The sequence below is a fragment of the Embleya australiensis genome, from assembly GCF_051903075.1.
GTDB lineage: Bacteria > Actinomycetota > Actinomycetes > Streptomycetales > Streptomycetaceae > Embleya.
Map to the genome: position 1 here is coordinate 4,048,438 of NZ_CP182422.1, position 13,625 is coordinate 4,062,062.

The window sequence follows — 13,625 nt, forward strand, 5'->3', positions numbered from 1 at the left end:
CGCGTAGTCCAGCGAGTTTCCGTTTCCGGTGCGCCGCGTCGCGTCCCCCTTCCCGGGGGCGCGACGGGCGTTCCGCAAGGATCCACCCCGACCCGAAAGGGCCGCCGCCGTGAGCGACCAGTCCACCCCCACCCCCCGCACCACGAGCTACGCCGCGGCCGGCGTCGACATCGAGGCCGGTGACCGCGCCGTCGAGCTGATGAAGCAATGGGTCGGCAAGGCCACCCGGCCCGAGGTCGTCGGCGGCCTGGGCGGCTTCGCCGGCCTGTTCGACGTCTCCGCGCTCAAGCGGTACGAGCGCCCCCTGCTGGCCACCGCGACCGACGGCGTGGGCACCAAGGTCGCCATCGCGCAGGCGATGGACAAGCACGACACGATCGGCCACGACCTGGTCGGCATGGTCGTCGACGACCTGGTCGTGTGCGGCGCCGAACCGCTGTTCATGACCGACTACATCGCCACCGGCAAGGTCTTCCCCGAGCGGGTCGCGGCGATCGTCAAGGGCATCGCCGAGGGCTGCGTCCTGGCCGGCTGCGCGCTGGTCGGCGGCGAGACGGCCGAGCACCCCGGCCTGCTCGACCCGAACGAGTACGACGTCGCGGGCGCCGGCACCGGCGTGGTGGAGGCCGACGGCCTGCTCGGCGCGGAGCGCGTGCGCGAGGGCGACGTGGTGATCGCGATGGCCGCCTCCGGCCTGCACTCCAACGGCTACTCGCTGGCCCGGCACGTGTTCTTCGCCGTCGCCGGCTGGAACCTCGACCGCGACGTCCCGGAACTGGGCCGCACGCTCGGCGAGGAACTGCTCGAGCCGACCCGGATCTACTCGCTCGACTGCCTGGACCTGGCCCGGCGCACCGACGTGCACGCCTACTCGCACGTCACCGGCGGCGGCCTGGAGGCCAACCTGACCCGGGTGCTCCCGGCCCACCTGGACGCCCGCCTGGACCGCTCGACCTGGACCCCGGCCCCGATCTTCGGCCTGGTCGGCGCGCTCGGCGAGGTGCCCCGGTCGGAGCTGGAGAAGACGCTGAACATGGGCGTGGGCATGGTCGCGGTGGTCGCCGCCGACGCCGCCGACGCGGCCCTCGCGGTGCTCGCCGAGCGCGGCGTGCCGGCCTGGATCCTCGGCGACGTGGTCACCGGTTCCGGCCGGGCCGTACTGAGCGGCGATCACCGGGCATGACGAAGACACCCGCGGCGCTCGCCGTCGTCCCGCGACGGGACGGCGGCTCGGCCGTGGGCGTGTTCGCGAACACGCCAAACGGCCCGGGGTCGAGTAGTCGTCCTACTCGGTCCCGGACCGGGCGGTGTCACTGTGCACGGGCACCCCGGCTGAAGAGGGTGTTTCCTCCCGTGCCCGACGACGGGGGCGGGGTCAACGATGGCGCGATCGGCCGTCGTCTTCCTCGTCCTCGTCATCGTTGTAGCGAGCCGAATACCCCGCGTAGGGGTCGTCGAACTCGTCTTCACTCGTGTCGTCGTCAACCTCGGGCTTGCCGATCGGCAAGTCGGTTGGCGACGACGCGCCCAGCTCTTCAGCCAGACGGCTCAGATCCGTACCGCCGCTGTTGTACTTCAGCTGGCGGGCGACCTTTGTCTGCTTGGCCTTGGCCCGGCCGCGCCCCATGGCTCGACCCCCTCAACGACGGGGCTCACGGCCCCGGGTCTTGACACGCGTTCATAGTCAGAGACGGTTCGATGGCACTTGAGAACCGGCCCGTAGGGGATTAACGGTACCTGCTTCCGCCGCCGGACGGTACGTCGCATGGGTGACAGCGGGGCTCGGACCCCGACCGGGCTGTGCCGTTGCAGCTGGTCAGGGGCCTGATCTGGGGTCCTTTGCCGGGTCTGACGATACCCTGTCGGTCAGCTTTGGAGGTAGATGTCACGCAGCCGGCCCACATCCGCCATCCGCCGCTCGGCCAATCGGTCGGCCGCGACGGCAGGTGGCACGCCCTCCTCGTCGGCCAGGGCGAAGATCCGCGCGGTGGTGGCGCGGATGCCGGAGGCCTTGCGCTTGGCCCGCTCGAAGTCGAATCCGTGCCGCTCGTCGGCCACCTGGATCACCCCGCCGGAGTTGACCAGGTAGTCCGGCGCGTAGAGCACGCCGCGCTCGGCCAGCGCCTTCTCGATCCCCGGATGGGCCAGCTGATTGTTGGCCGCGCCGCAGACCACGGCCGCCGTCAGCACCGGCACGGTTTCGTCGTTCAGCGCGCCGCCGAGCGCGCAGGGGGCGTAGACGTCCAGGTCCGGTATGCGGATCAGGGTGTCGGTGTCGGCCACGAAGTCCACCTCGGGGTGCTCGTGCCGCACCCGGGCCACCGCCCGCTCGTCGACGTCGGTGATCACCACCGAGGCGCCGTCGGCGACCAGGTGCCCGACCAGATGCCGGCCCACCTTCCCGACGCCCGCCACGCCCACTCGGCGTCCGCGCAGCGTCGGGGCGCCCCAGCGGTGTTCGGCGGAGGCGAGCATGCCCTGGAAGACCCCGTACGCGGTCAGCACGGACGAGTCGCCCGCGCCGCCGTTCTCGGGGGAGCGGCCGGTGACGAAGTCGCACTCCTTGGCGACCACGTCCATGTCGTCGACGTACGTGCCGACGTCGCAGGCGGTGATGTAGCGACCGCCCAGGGACTGGACGAAGCGGCCGTAGGCGCGCAGCAGCACCTCGGTCTTGTCCCGGGTCGGGTCGCCGATGATCACGGCCTTGCCGCCGCCGTGGTCGAGGCCGGCGAGGGCGTTCTTGTAGGCCATGCCGCGGGAGAGGTTGAGGACGTCGGCGACGGCCTCCTCCTCGGTGTCGTAGGGGTGGAACCTGGTACCGCCGAGCGCGGGCCCCAGGGCACTGGAGTAGATCGCGATGATCGCGCGCAGTCCGCTCGCGCGGTCCTGGCAGAAGACGACCTGTTCGTGGCCGGTCGACCTGCCGAACACCAGGCCCGACGTCGTGTCGTGCGGGCCGTCCATGCTGTCGGTCACTGTGGTGACTCCATGGGTTTCGTGGTGACGTGATGACACTGCGCCGCGCGGATCTGCGCGGCGGTTCAAGCCTAGAACCCGAGCGGATCACCGGGTTGGACCTTCGCCACGTCGGGACATCGGCGACGTGCCAAGATGCGTTCGTGCGGACTTCGGTGGTTGCCCCCTACGCGGCGTATCTGCGGGTGTACGAGCCGCTGGCGGCGTTTCCCGAGCCGGAACGCGGCCGGTGGGCCGCGTATGCCGCCACGCGGCCGTCAGGCACCTCCGCGGCGGCCGAGCCGCCCTCGCCCGCCGGACTCACCGCGCGGGAGCACCGGAGCGGCCTGGAGAACCTTCTGGCCACACCGCCGGTGATCGCGCCGCCGCACGAGAGCGAGGACGCCTACGTGCAGGTCCTGGACGGCGTCACGGTGGTCTGCCCCCGGCAGACCCGGCTGCGCTGCTGGACCGCGCTGGCCGAGCTGCGCCGGGAGTATCCGGCGACCGTTCTGGACGTGTTCTGGCCCCGGCTGGTGATCGACCAGGCGCACCTGGAGCACGAGCGGTGGAAGTCGGCGCACCCCGACGTGCATCCGCACATCCACAGCAGCACGTGGCACGTCCCGGTGCGCTGGTTCGTGCTGTTCGCGCCGGAGGAGCGGGTCGTGGTGCCCGCGGCCGAGGGCGGCTCGGGGCCCGGGGAGCTGTACTACCGGACCCCCATGGTGCAGGCCAGGCGACGGATCGCCCGGGCGCTGAAGGTGCTGCGCGAGACGGTCGAGGACGGCGCGCTGATCACCGGCCTGGAGAACGTCGGCCGGTGGCTGGAGGAGTTCCATCCGCGCGCGATGGTCGAGCTCGACTACGGCGGCCTGGTGCGGCTGGTCGCCCCCGACCCGACCGCCGACACCTCCGTCGCGGACGTCGCGGAGGGCATCGCCGCACTGGGGTCCGGTGACGGAGCGCGAGCATCGGCGGCTTACCGCAGGATTACGGAGCGTTGGCAATCGGTACGCGCCCTGGAGCACGCGAGCTGAGCAAGCGTCCGCATTTCATGAAGTTTCGGCGTGACCGTCGTCACTCTTTCGTGTTCAGTCACCCCGTGATCTGAAAGCCTCTCAACCTGCTGGTTCGAGTTGTGGGACTCCCAGCTCTCCAGGTTGTCGGAGATCGACTCACAACAAGGTGCATACGCCAGCGAATGGTTCGTATATGATGAAAAGGACAAACCAGATGTAGTCGGTCTGGTCGGGTCGGGTCATCGGGGATACTTCGTTGCTGGTGGGGCGGGGTGGACGCGAGAGGACGGCCGGGCCCGTGTGACTCATCGTCACAGTCATGTGACTGTCCGCTATGCCTGGTCCTTCGGGATCGCGTGGCTTGAACCCTGGGATGCCAATTCCGGCGGTTTGACCAACCGGGTGCGACGGATGGTGTACTTGTACTGTGAAGGACAAGCCGTTCGTCCTATAACCGACTTGGCCCTCGTGAACTATTTAGGACATCGTGGGTCAAGGTGCAGAATTTGAAGAAAGAACCGTGTTGGTTCGGTTCTCCCGAGGAGGCCGCTCATGACCGCTCGTACGCCTGATGCCGAGCCGCTGCTGACGCCGGCCGAGGTTGCCAGCATGTTCCGCGTCGACCCCAAGACGGTGACGCGCTGGGCCAAGGCCGGCAAGCTCACGTCGATCCGCACGCTCGGCGGACACCGTCGCTACCGCGAGGTGGAGGTCCGCGCCCTGCTCGCGGGCATTCCGCAGCAGCGCAGCGAAGCCTGAGGGCTGCGTCGAAAAGCTTTTCCCCTGAGTGCTGCACCGGATCCCGCCGGGTCCGGTGCAGCACTCTTTTGTGTGCCCGTACCCGCGCCTGCCGCTCCGTCGGGAGCCTGCCGTCCGCCGTGTGCGCTCGGGCCGGCCGCGGTCGTGGTGCGACCGTGTCGCGAGGTCGGCCGGGTGCGTCCGCCGAGGTCGGGCGCGGGGCGGTCGGGGTGCCGACAGTGCTCCGAGGCGGCGCTTTCACGAGGGAATCACGACGATGTCCAGTAAAATATCACATAGAATGCACGGATGATTTCCGGCCGTCGATGAAAACGATCGCCGGTCGAAACAGTGACCTTGGTCACAGCAGCCCTCGCGGAGGGTGTCTCGGCGACTCGCGCCAATGGTTCGAACCTCTGCCGGCCGGGACCACTTCGGCACGGCGGTGAGGTGCCCGCCGGGCCGGTGCGAGCGGGCGGCTCGGGCCGGGGCCTTGGGGCGGGCGTCGAGGCCGTCCGGGCCGGGCTCGCAGCTGTGGTGAGGGGTGTGGCGTCCGCCGGTCGGGCCGGTCTTCGCGGGGTCGGGGGAGCCGGTCCGGATCGGGCTTCGCGGGCGGGGCGGACGAGGCGATCGGGACGGATTCGACGGGCCGGGGCGGAAATCGGCAAGCGAACACGCTGAGTGATCATCTGCGGTTTCGGGCGAAGATTCGGATCGTGCCGCGACGCCGGCCTTCGTGACTGTGTGCGAGCACTCTCGGCCGGCCGGGTCCGACGCGTGTGCCCGGGGCGATGCGGCCGGGATCGGCCCGGTCATCACTGTGGCGTAGGTGCGCGATGCTCCGCGTGCGGGCCCGTGTACCCGGTGTTACCACTTGAGGGAGAGCGCGTGACCGCTGTGACGCGCGGAAACCTCAGTGACCTCAGTGAAGAGGGACGCCATGACACAGACTCAGAATCTTGCGCTGTCGGTCGACTTCAGCAAGGGGTTCACGGACGCGTGGTCCTCCTTCGCGACGTTCGTACCGAAGCTGATCGCGTTCCTCGTGATCCTGGTGATCGGCTGGATCGTCGCGAAGGTGATCGCGCGAGTCCTCGACCGGGTGCTGCGCAAGGTCGGCTTCGAGAAGGTGGCCGAACGCGGCGGGGTGGCCAAGACCCTGGAGGGGTCCAAATACGACGCCACCGGGATCATCGCCAAGGTCGTCTACTACGCGATCCTGCTGATGACGCTGCAATTGGGCTTCGGGGTGTTCGGACCGAACCCGATCAGCGACATGCTCCAGACCATCGTGTTGTGGATCCCGCGCGGCATCGTGGCGCTGGTGATCGTGGTCATCACGATGGCGATCGCCGGCGCGGTGCGCGACATCGTGCGCTCGGCCCTCGGCGGGGTCTCCTACGGCAGGACGATGGGCACCATCGCCTGGGCGTTCATCGTGACGCTCGGCGTGATCGCCGCGCTCGGCCAGGCCGGCATCGCCGGGGCGATCACCGGGCCGGTGCTCACCGCGGTGCTCGCCACCATCGCGGGCATCCTGATCGTGGGTGTCGGCGGCGGCCTGGTCCAGCCGATGCGGCAGCGGTGGGACCGCTGGCTGGATGTGGCCGAGCGCGAGACGGGCAACGCGCGGGCCAGCGTCAACGCGTACCAGCGGGGCCGCGGTGATGCGATCGCCGGGCAGCCCGCGCAGACGCGCGAGGAACGCCGGTAACGCTCAGCCCAGCAGGTCGTGTTCGCGGACCAGCCAGCACACGGCGGTCAGGCGCAACGCGGCGAAGTCGTAGCCGACCGGCTCGCGCCAGTCGGTTTCGGCCAGTACGTCGGTGAACCCCAGCACATAGTCGGCGAGGTCCTCGCGGCGCAGCTGACGCGGGATCAACCCCGCGCCGTCGGCGGCCAGCGAGGTGCGCACCGCCGCGGCGTGCTGGTCCACGGCGGCGACCAGCCCCGGCTCGAAGGCGAACTCCGCGAGCCGGGGCAGGTACGCGTCCACGACTCCCGCGAGGGGGCAGCGGGGCGGCTCGGCGTCGAAGAGTTGGCTCATGGCTCCACTTTAAACATATTTTTCGGCATCAATCCGCAGCTTTTTGTGGCGAAGCAGACATCGGGGATCCGGCGCCGGGATCCCGGTCAGACTCCGTCGGCGCCGAGCAGGCTGCCCACGGCGTAGGTGACCGCCATCGCCAGGGCCCCGCCGGCGGTGGTGCGGACGATCCCGCGGGCCGGTGGGGCGCCGCCGAGACGGGCGCCGCTCCAGCCGCACAGGACCAGCGCGGCGAGCACCGCGGCCACCGTGATCGGCAGCCGGATCGAGGCGGGCGGCAGCACCATCGCGAGCAGCGGCAACAACGCGCCGACGGTGAAGGCCAGGAAGCTGGCGCCGGCCGCGTGCCACGGGTTGGTCAGCTCGTCCGGATCGATCTTCAGCTCGACCTGGGCGTGCGCGGCGAGCGCGTCGTGCTCGGTGAGCTGTTCGGCCACCTCGCGCGCCAGCGCTCGGGTGAGCCCCTGCTGCTCGTAGAGCCCGGTCAACTCGTCGAGCTCGGCCTCGGGTTCGTCGCTCAGCTCGCGGCGCTCCTGGACCAGCGCGGCCCGCTCCGCGTCGCGCTGGGTGCTCACCGAGACGTATTCGCCCGCAGCCATCGACAACGACCCGGCGAGCAGCCCGGCCAGCCCGGCGGTGAGCAACTGCGCCCGCTCGTCGGTGGCTCCGGCCACCCCGACCACGAGACCGGCGGTGGAGACGATCCCGTCGTTGGCCCCGAGCACCGCCGCCCGCAACCAGTTCAGCCGGGTACCCATGCCCTCGTCGTGTGGAGCGTGCGTGGGCAACGCCCGACCGAACCCGTCAGCGGCACTCATGCCCGAAGTATCACGATCCGCCCGCCCCCGAAGCGCCCGGACACGACCGGAATCCGCACCCCGAACCCGAGCGGCCCAACCACCGGCACCGAACGCGACCTGGGAGCGCACCATCCGGGAACGCAAAAAACGCCCCTGGCGAACTGATCGCTCGGGGCGTTGTGGCTGTATGAGCCTGGTGGCCAGGGGCGGGGTCGAACCGCCGACCTTCCGATTTTCAGTCGGACGCTCGTACCAACTGAGCTACCTGGCCTCGATGGATCAGGGCGCCTTTCGGCGCCCCGATCTTCCATCTTGCGGTCCTGACGGGATTTGAACCCGCGGCCTTCACCTTGACAGGGTGACGAGCACTCCAAACTGCTCCACAGGACCTCTGCGATCTCTTCCCGGTTTCCCGGGTTTCCCTCGCGGTGTTTCGTGTTGAACCCTACCGTACTGGCTGTCCGGCTTGTTGCGGCCCCCGAGGGGGGTTGATGCGTGCCCCCAACGGGATTCGAACCCGTGCTACCGCCTTGAAAGGGCGACGTCCTAGGCCACTAGACGATGGGGGCTTGTTGGCCGTGTCCGGCGTCTTGTTGCCGTCGGGGACGTCCCGAACTATACGGGGTTTTCGCCGGCGCTTGCAAAGCGGATAACCGAGGCCCCGCGGGGCGGGGGTGGAGGCCGCAGAATGAGGGGGTGTTGGAGATGTCGCGCGAGGAGTTCGAGGAACTGGTGGCCGAGGCCCTGGACCGGATCCCGCCCGAGTTGACCAAGCTCATGGACAACGTGGCGATCTTCGTCGAGGACGAGCCCGACCCCGCCGGGGAGCACGGGACCAACCTGCTCGGTCTGTACGAGGGCATCCCGCTGACCGAGCGCGGGGACTGGTACGCCGGGGTGCTGCCGGACCGGATCACCGTCTACCGCAACCCGATCCTGCGGATCTGCGAGACGTACGAACACGTCGTCGAGGAAGTCGAGGTGACCGTCGTGCACGAGGTGGCGCATCACTTCGGGATCGGGGACGCGTGGTTGCACGAGCACGGGTACGGCTGAGGCGGGTCAGTGGGCCAGGGCGTAGCCGAGGGCGGCGGCGGTCAGGCCGAGGGTGACGCTGAGGAGTACGTACAGGGCGGCGAGCAGGCGTTGGCCCAGGGTGTGCAGTTCCACCGTCGCGTAGGCGAACGTGCTGAACGTGGTGAGCGTGCCGCAGAAGCCGGTGCCGACGAGGGTGACCACCCGCTCCCCGGGGGCGAGGCCGGTGACGATGCCCAGGATCAGCGAGCCGACCACGTTCACCGTGAGCACGCCCCACGGGAAGGCCGACTTCCACCGCGTGGAGACGTATCGGTCGGTCAGGTAGCGGGCGGGGGCGCCGATCAGGGCGCCGAGGACCACCATCAGCGGGATCATCCGGCCGCGCCCCGCGAGCGGTGCACGGCGGCCAGGCCGAGGTGGACCGCGATCGCGCCGAGCAGCACGCTGCCGGCCGCGTAGAGCCAGGCGTCGAGCCACGCGTGGCCCGCGAGCAGGGCGCGGGTCTCGACCGCGAACGTGGAGAACGTGGTGAAGCCGCCCAGAACGCCGGTGCCCAGGAACGGGCGCAGCAGCGGGTCGGGTGGGGTCACGCCCATCAGGACGCCCATCAACAGGCAGCCGAGCACGTTGGTGATCAGCGTCGCCCAGGGGAACGCGGTCCCCGAGTGCGGCATCGCCTGCGCGATGCCCCAGCGGCCCAACGCGCCGATGGCGCCGCCGAGCGAGATCACGGCGAGGAGTCGGAACGGGGGCACCCGGCCACGCTAGCGCGCGCTGGATCCCCCGGCCGCGGTTGCCGTCGGCGGATTGCGCACGCTCCCGGTGTGCCATCACGCGCCGCCGCCGAATGGGTGGCGGGCGGTGTCCCGGAATTGGAGCGGGAGTTGGTCCCTGGCCATGCTGAACCGGTGACCACGCAGGGGGACATCGGGCCGATGACGGACTTCGCCGACGACGAGCCCGAGTTTCCCGGAACCGGATCGGCGACCCGGGTGGGCGAGCCCGATCGGCGGTCGGCCGATGCCGCGCGCGACTCCGGGAGGCCCGGGTCCGAGCCGGAGCACGCGGGCCGGCCGGCCGTGCCGCGCGCTCGCGGCGCCCGGCGTCCGGTACCGAGCGCACACCCGTACGAACCGGTCGCCGGCGAGGCGTGGGGGAGTCCGGAGCCGCCGCACGATCGGCCCGGCCCGGGCCCCGGTGACGCCGAGGAGTTCGGGTCGGACCCGACCGCCGAACCGGAGGCGCGGGACGCGGGGACCGTCGGGCACGCGGTCCTGCGGGTCCCGCACCCGGACCGAATCGGCGACCCGGCGGGGGGCTTCGCCCTCTTCCGCACCGGCGGCAACCTCACGGCCGAGGTGGCGGAGGTGGCGGAGGTGGCGGAGGTCTCCCACGGCGAGCCGATGTCGATGCTCGCCGAGTGGTTCGGCGAACCCGATGTGATCCCAAGCGCGCCCCGCGTCGAGCACGAGGCCGTGGCGACGCAGCGGCGGACCGCGCGGCGGCACCGGTCCGCGCACCGGGGTCGACGGGTCGCCGAGACCGCCCGCACCGAGGTCGCGCGCGGGCTGCCCGAGGAACGATCGACCGGCGCCGGTTGGGAGTTCGCGACCTTCTTCGTGGTGCCCGCGCTGATCCTCGCGGGCCTGCTGTACTACTTCGGCTGGACCCGTGCCGTGGCCCGGTCCGACTACCTCGGGTTCGACGAGAGCGTGCTGGGCACGCCGGCCCGGGAGTATCCGGCGGACGCTCTGCGCACCCTGTACCGGCCGCTGCTCGTGCTCACCGGCGGGATGCTCGCCGCGCGGATGGCGCACCCCCGGCTGCTGGTGTGGCTGCGCCGGCACCGGCGGATCGCCGGGTGGTGCATTCGTTCGCTGCGCTGCGCGTGGTTCGTGGTGCCGGGTGCGGTTCTGCTCGCCGCATACCGGTGGCCGGTGCGGGATCCGCGCTGGGCGCCGCTGCTGCTGCCCGGGGCGCTCGCGGTCGGGCTGTCGATCTGCGCGTACGGGGTGCTGCTCTCGCGTCGGATCGGCGCGCACCGGCGCGGTTCCGCCACGCGCGGGCGGCCGTGGTCGCTGCCGTCGCTGCTCACCGCCGCGGTCGTGGTGCTGTGTCTGTTCTGGGCGTCGGGGTCGTACGCGAAGGTGTCGGGGCGGGACGACGGTCGGGCCTTCGCGCACCAACTGCCGCGGCGGACCGGGGTGGTGCTCTACTCGGTGCAGGATCTGCGGATGCGGTCCGGGGACGGGATCGCGGTCGAGGAAGAAACCGGCGCTTCCTATCGTTACCGCTACACCGGACTGCGCTTGTTGCGGCGTGCCCCGGGGACGCTGTTCCTGCTCCCCGAGCACTGGTCGTGGCAGCGCCCGAGGCTGCTCGTGGTGCACGAGGACGCACGTCTGAGGGTGGAGTACGAACGCACCCGATAGGCGTAAACGCGCAGTGATCGGGTACGCTGGTGAATCGCTTTGCCCATATCCAGGCGCCGCCATGAGTCGCGGCGCCTCGTAGGCTCGTTCTGGTGCTCCGCAGAAGTGTCGCTTTCTCGTGCGACCACATTTCGGCTGCGGACCTTCGAGACGGGCCGCATCCGGAAGGTTTTGCATGCCCCCCTATGCCAATGACACTGCCACGCCCATGCCCGGTACCGAAGGTGCCGAGGTGCAGGAGGGTGTGGCGGATGCGCAGGCAGCCGAGGTGACCGAGGTCGCTTCGGAGATCACCGAGATCGCCATCGAGATTGCCGACGAGGTCGTCGCGAACGACGACGACACCGTGTCCGCGGCGGACGCCGACGAGGACACCGACACCGACACCGACGCCGAGGCGGGCGTCGAGGACGACGAAGAGGCCGACGAGCGGGCCGAGACCGAGGCCGACGTCGAGGTTCAGGCCGATGAGAAGCCCGAGCCGACCGGCCCCAGCTTCGCCGAGTTCGGTCTGCACAAGGACGTCGTGGAGGCGCTCGCGCGCCGCGGCGTGACCCACCCGTTCCCGATCCAGGCCGCGACGCTGCCGGACGCGATGGCCGGCAAGGACATCCTCGGCCGCGGTCGTACCGGCTCCGGCAAGACGCTGGGCTTCGGCCTGCCGATGCTCACCCGGCTCTCCGGTCGCAAGGCCCGTGCCCGGCGCCCCCTCGCGCTGATCCTCACCCCGACGCGTGAGCTCGCGATGCAGGTGCACGACGCACTGGAGCCGTACGGTCGCATCCTCGACCTGCGGATGAAGACCGTCACCGGCGGCATGTCGATGCCGAAGCAGATCTTCGCGCTCGAGCGCGGCGTCGAGATCCTGGTGGCCACCCCCGGTCGCCTCCAGGACCTGGTCGACCGCGGTTCGGCCGTGCTGGACAACGTCGAGATCACCATCCTCGACGAGGCCGACCAGATGGCGGACATGGGCTTCCTGCCCGAGGTCACCGCGCTGCTCGACCTGATCCCGGCCGGCGGTCAGCGGATGTTGTTCTCCGCCACGCTGGACAAGGGCGTGGACGCGATCGTCCGCAAGTACCTGGACAACCCGGTCACCCACTCGGTGGACCCGCACGCGTCCTCGGTCACCACGATGTCGCACCACGTGCTCGTGGTGCAGCCGAAGGACAAGACGTACGTCACGGCGGCCATCGCGGCCCGTCGCGGGCGCACGATGATCTTCGTGCGGACCAAGTTCGGCGCCGACCGCGTCGCGCAGCAGCTGCGCGAGGCCGGTGTCCGCGCCGAGGCGCTGCACGGCGGCATGACCCAGGGCGCGCGTACCCGCACCCTGGCCGAGTACAAGGAGGGCCGCACGCCGGTCCTGGTCGCCACCGACGTCGCCGCCCGCGGCATCCACGTCGACGGCATCGACCTGGTCCTGCACGTGGACCCGGCCGCCGACTCGAAGGACTACCTGCACCGCGCGGGTCGTACCGCGCGCGCCGGCGAGGCCGGCGCTGTGGTCACCCTCGCGCTGCCGCACCAGCGCCGCACGGTGGACCGCCTGATGGAGGACGCCGGCGTCGAGCCGACCCGCCTTCGGGTGCAGGGCTCCAACGACCCGGAGATGCGCAAGCTGACCGGCGCGCGCACGCTGTCCGAGGTCAAGGCGCAGTCCGTGGCGGACGCCGCGGTCGAGGCCGAGGCCGAGGCGGAGCGGCTCGCGGTTCGCATCGTCGAGCTCAAGGCCGAGGCCGCCGAGCTGCGCCGCAAGGCGGCCGAGCTGGCCGAGGCGGCCAAGAACGGCGACGTCCCGATGCGCACCGAGCGCTACGAGCGCCCGGACCGCGACCGCGGTGACCGCGGTGACCGCGGGGATCGTGGTGACCGCGGGGACCGGCGCGAGGGTGGCTACCGCGGGGACCGCGGCGACCGTCCGTCGTACGGCGACCGCGGCGGCGATCGTCGTGGTGGTGCGCCGCGTGGCGACCGTCCGTCCTATGGCGACCGGGGTCCGCGTACCGGCGACCGTCCGTCCTACGGCGGCGGCGACCGGCGCGAGGGCGGCTACCGCGGCGACCGTCCGCAGGGTGACCGTCCGCAGGGCGACCGGGGCCCCCGTGGCGACCGGCCCGCGTACAACGACCGTCCGTCGTACGGCGGCGACCGTTCCGCGCGTGGTGGCGAGCGTCCGTCCTACGGCGACCGCGCCCCGCGTGGCGACCGTCCTTCGTACGGGGACCGGGCTCCGCGTACCGGTGACCGTCCGTCCTACGGCGGCGGCGACCGGCGCGAGGGTGGCTACCGCGGCGACCGTCCGTCGTACGGCGACCGTGCGCCGCGCACCGACCGGCCCGCGTACGGCAGCGACCGCGCCCCGCGTGGCGACCGGCCGACCTACGGCAACGACCGGTCGTCCTACGGCGACCGTCCGTCGTACGGCTCGGGCTCGGGCGAGCGTTCGCACGACCGCGCGCCGCGTCGGGAGGGGCACTACGACCGTCCGGCCGGCGGTACGGGCGACCGCAAGCCGCGCTGGAAGCGTGACGCGTAAGCGCTGTGTAATCGCACGGTAATCTTGCTGTAGTCAAACCACCGAGCG

Annotated in this window: 13 protein-coding genes and 3 tRNA genes; 7 read left to right on the forward strand and 9 right to left on the reverse strand. The window is 71.0% G+C overall.

The window, feature by feature from the left end; all coding sequences use genetic code 11:
* Nucleotides 1-109 precede the first annotated feature (109 nt).
* Nucleotides 110-1,183 carry a phosphoribosylformylglycinamidine cyclo-ligase gene (purM, locus tag ACMXN5_RS17460; RefSeq protein WP_439676052.1) on the forward strand — a complete coding sequence of 358 codons (1,074 nt, stop codon included), beginning with the start codon at nt 110-112 and terminating at the stop codon, nt 1,181-1,183.
* Nucleotides 1,184-1,375: 192 nt separating this feature from the next.
* Here the strand turns inward: purM and ACMXN5_RS17465 are convergent, their stop codons facing one another.
* A complete protein-coding gene (locus ACMXN5_RS17465) occupies nt 1,376-1,627 on the reverse strand; it encodes a DUF3073 domain-containing protein (protein ID WP_020555620.1) in 252 nt (83 codons plus the stop codon).
* A gap of 239 nt (nt 1,628-1,866) precedes the next feature.
* Nucleotides 1,867-2,967: a Glu/Leu/Phe/Val family dehydrogenase gene (locus ACMXN5_RS17470; protein ID WP_439678029.1), complete on the reverse strand. Its 1,101-nt coding sequence runs from the start codon at nt 2,965-2,967 to the stop codon at nt 1,867-1,869.
* Nucleotides 2,968-3,122: 155 nt separating this feature from the next.
* Between ACMXN5_RS17470 and ACMXN5_RS17475 the strand changes: the two genes are divergently transcribed.
* The 3 genes from ACMXN5_RS17475 to ACMXN5_RS17485 all read left to right on the forward strand — a co-directional run bounded on the left by ACMXN5_RS17475 (nt 3,123) and on the right by ACMXN5_RS17485 (nt 6,432).
* The gene (locus tag ACMXN5_RS17475) at nt 3,123-3,998 is read left to right on the forward strand and encodes a hypothetical protein (protein ID WP_439676053.1); all 876 of its coding nucleotides are present in this window, start codon (nt 3,123-3,125) and stop codon (nt 3,996-3,998) included.
* Between the two features lie 534 nt (nt 3,999-4,532).
* Nucleotides 4,533-4,739, forward strand: a complete 207-nt coding sequence (gene bldC / locus ACMXN5_RS17480) for a developmental transcriptional regulator BldC (RefSeq protein WP_020555617.1) — start codon at nt 4,533-4,535, stop codon at nt 4,737-4,739.
* Between the two features lie 919 nt (nt 4,740-5,658).
* Nucleotides 5,659-6,432, forward strand: a complete 774-nt coding sequence (locus tag ACMXN5_RS17485) for a mechanosensitive ion channel family protein (RefSeq protein WP_439676054.1) — start codon at nt 5,659-5,661, stop codon at nt 6,430-6,432.
* A 3-nt stretch (nt 6,433-6,435) separates the two neighbouring features.
* Here the strand turns inward: ACMXN5_RS17485 and ACMXN5_RS17490 are convergent, their stop codons facing one another.
* The 5 genes from ACMXN5_RS17490 to ACMXN5_RS17510 all read right to left on the reverse strand — a co-directional run bounded on the left by ACMXN5_RS17490 (nt 6,436) and on the right by ACMXN5_RS17510 (nt 8,134).
* Nucleotides 6,436-6,765, reverse strand: a complete 330-nt coding sequence (locus ACMXN5_RS17490) for a DUF6401 family natural product biosynthesis protein (protein ID WP_395798919.1) — start codon at nt 6,763-6,765, stop codon at nt 6,436-6,438.
* Between the two features lie 86 nt (nt 6,766-6,851).
* On the reverse strand, nt 6,852-7,583 hold the full coding sequence (locus ACMXN5_RS17495; protein WP_439676055.1) for a VIT1/CCC1 transporter family protein: 732 nt from the start codon (nt 7,581-7,583) through the stop codon (nt 6,852-6,854).
* A gap of 176 nt (nt 7,584-7,759) precedes the next feature.
* A tRNA-Phe gene (locus ACMXN5_RS17500) sits at nt 7,760-7,836 on the reverse strand.
* A gap of 44 nt (nt 7,837-7,880) precedes the next feature.
* A tRNA-Asp gene (locus ACMXN5_RS17505) sits at nt 7,881-7,955 on the reverse strand.
* A gap of 106 nt (nt 7,956-8,061) precedes the next feature.
* Nucleotides 8,062-8,134: transfer RNA gene (locus tag ACMXN5_RS17510), tRNA-Glu, on the reverse strand.
* A gap of 127 nt (nt 8,135-8,261) precedes the next feature.
* Here ACMXN5_RS17510 and ACMXN5_RS17515 point away from each other — a divergent pair.
* Nucleotides 8,262-8,621, forward strand: coding sequence for a metallopeptidase family protein (locus tag ACMXN5_RS17515; RefSeq protein ID WP_078976134.1), 360 nt, complete (start codon nt 8,262-8,264; stop codon nt 8,619-8,621).
* Between the two features lie 6 nt (nt 8,622-8,627).
* Here the strand turns inward: ACMXN5_RS17515 and crcB (ACMXN5_RS17520) are convergent, their stop codons facing one another.
* On the reverse strand, nt 8,628-8,978 hold the full coding sequence (crcB, locus tag ACMXN5_RS17520; protein ID WP_395798915.1) for a fluoride efflux transporter CrcB: 351 nt from the start codon (nt 8,976-8,978) through the stop codon (nt 8,628-8,630).
* On the reverse strand, nt 8,975-9,358 hold the full coding sequence (gene crcB, locus ACMXN5_RS17525) for a fluoride efflux transporter CrcB (protein WP_439676056.1): 384 nt from the start codon (nt 9,356-9,358) through the stop codon (nt 8,975-8,977). Before crcB (ACMXN5_RS17525) ends, crcB (ACMXN5_RS17520) begins: the two co-directional genes overlap by 4 nt.
* A 153-nt stretch (nt 9,359-9,511) precedes the next feature.
* On the opposite strand from crcB (ACMXN5_RS17525), the gene ACMXN5_RS17530 reads away from it, so the two are divergent.
* Nucleotides 9,512-11,035, forward strand: a complete 1,524-nt coding sequence (locus ACMXN5_RS17530) for a hypothetical protein (protein ID WP_439676057.1) — start codon at nt 9,512-9,514, stop codon at nt 11,033-11,035.
* Between the two features lie 208 nt (nt 11,036-11,243).
* Nucleotides 11,244-13,577 (forward strand): DEAD/DEAH box helicase, encoded by a 2,334-nt coding sequence (locus ACMXN5_RS17535; protein WP_439676058.1) that lies wholly within the window; start codon nt 11,244-11,246, stop codon nt 13,575-13,577.
* Nucleotides 13,578-13,625: the final 48 nt, after the last annotated feature.

Excerpts from the sequence above, each read along its gene's own strand:
- ACMXN5_RS17465 (WP_020555620.1), bottom strand. The coding sequence starts at position 1,627 with ATGGGGCGCGGCCGGGCCAAGGCCAAGCAGACAAAGGTCGCCCGCCAG.
- ACMXN5_RS17470 (WP_439678029.1), bottom strand. The coding sequence starts at position 2,967 with ATGGACGGCCCGCACGACACGACGTCGGGCCTGGTGTTCGGCAGGTCG.
- bldC (WP_020555617.1), top strand. The coding sequence starts at position 4,533 with ATGACCGCTCGTACGCCTGATGCCGAGCCGCTGCTGACGCCGGCCGAG.
- ACMXN5_RS17485 (WP_439676054.1), top strand. The coding sequence starts at position 5,659 with ATGACACAGACTCAGAATCTTGCGCTGTCGGTCGACTTCAGCAAGGGG.
- ACMXN5_RS17490 (WP_395798919.1), bottom strand. The coding sequence starts at position 6,765 with ATGAGCCAACTCTTCGACGCCGAGCCGCCCCGCTGCCCCCTCGCGGGA.
- ACMXN5_RS17495 (WP_439676055.1), bottom strand. The coding sequence starts at position 7,583 with ATGAGTGCCGCTGACGGGTTCGGTCGGGCGTTGCCCACGCACGCTCCA.
- crcB (WP_395798915.1), bottom strand. The coding sequence starts at position 8,978 with ATGATCCCGCTGATGGTGGTCCTCGGCGCCCTGATCGGCGCCCCCGCC.
- ACMXN5_RS17535 (WP_439676058.1), top strand. The coding sequence starts at position 11,244 with ATGCCCGGTACCGAAGGTGCCGAGGTGCAGGAGGGTGTGGCGGATGCG.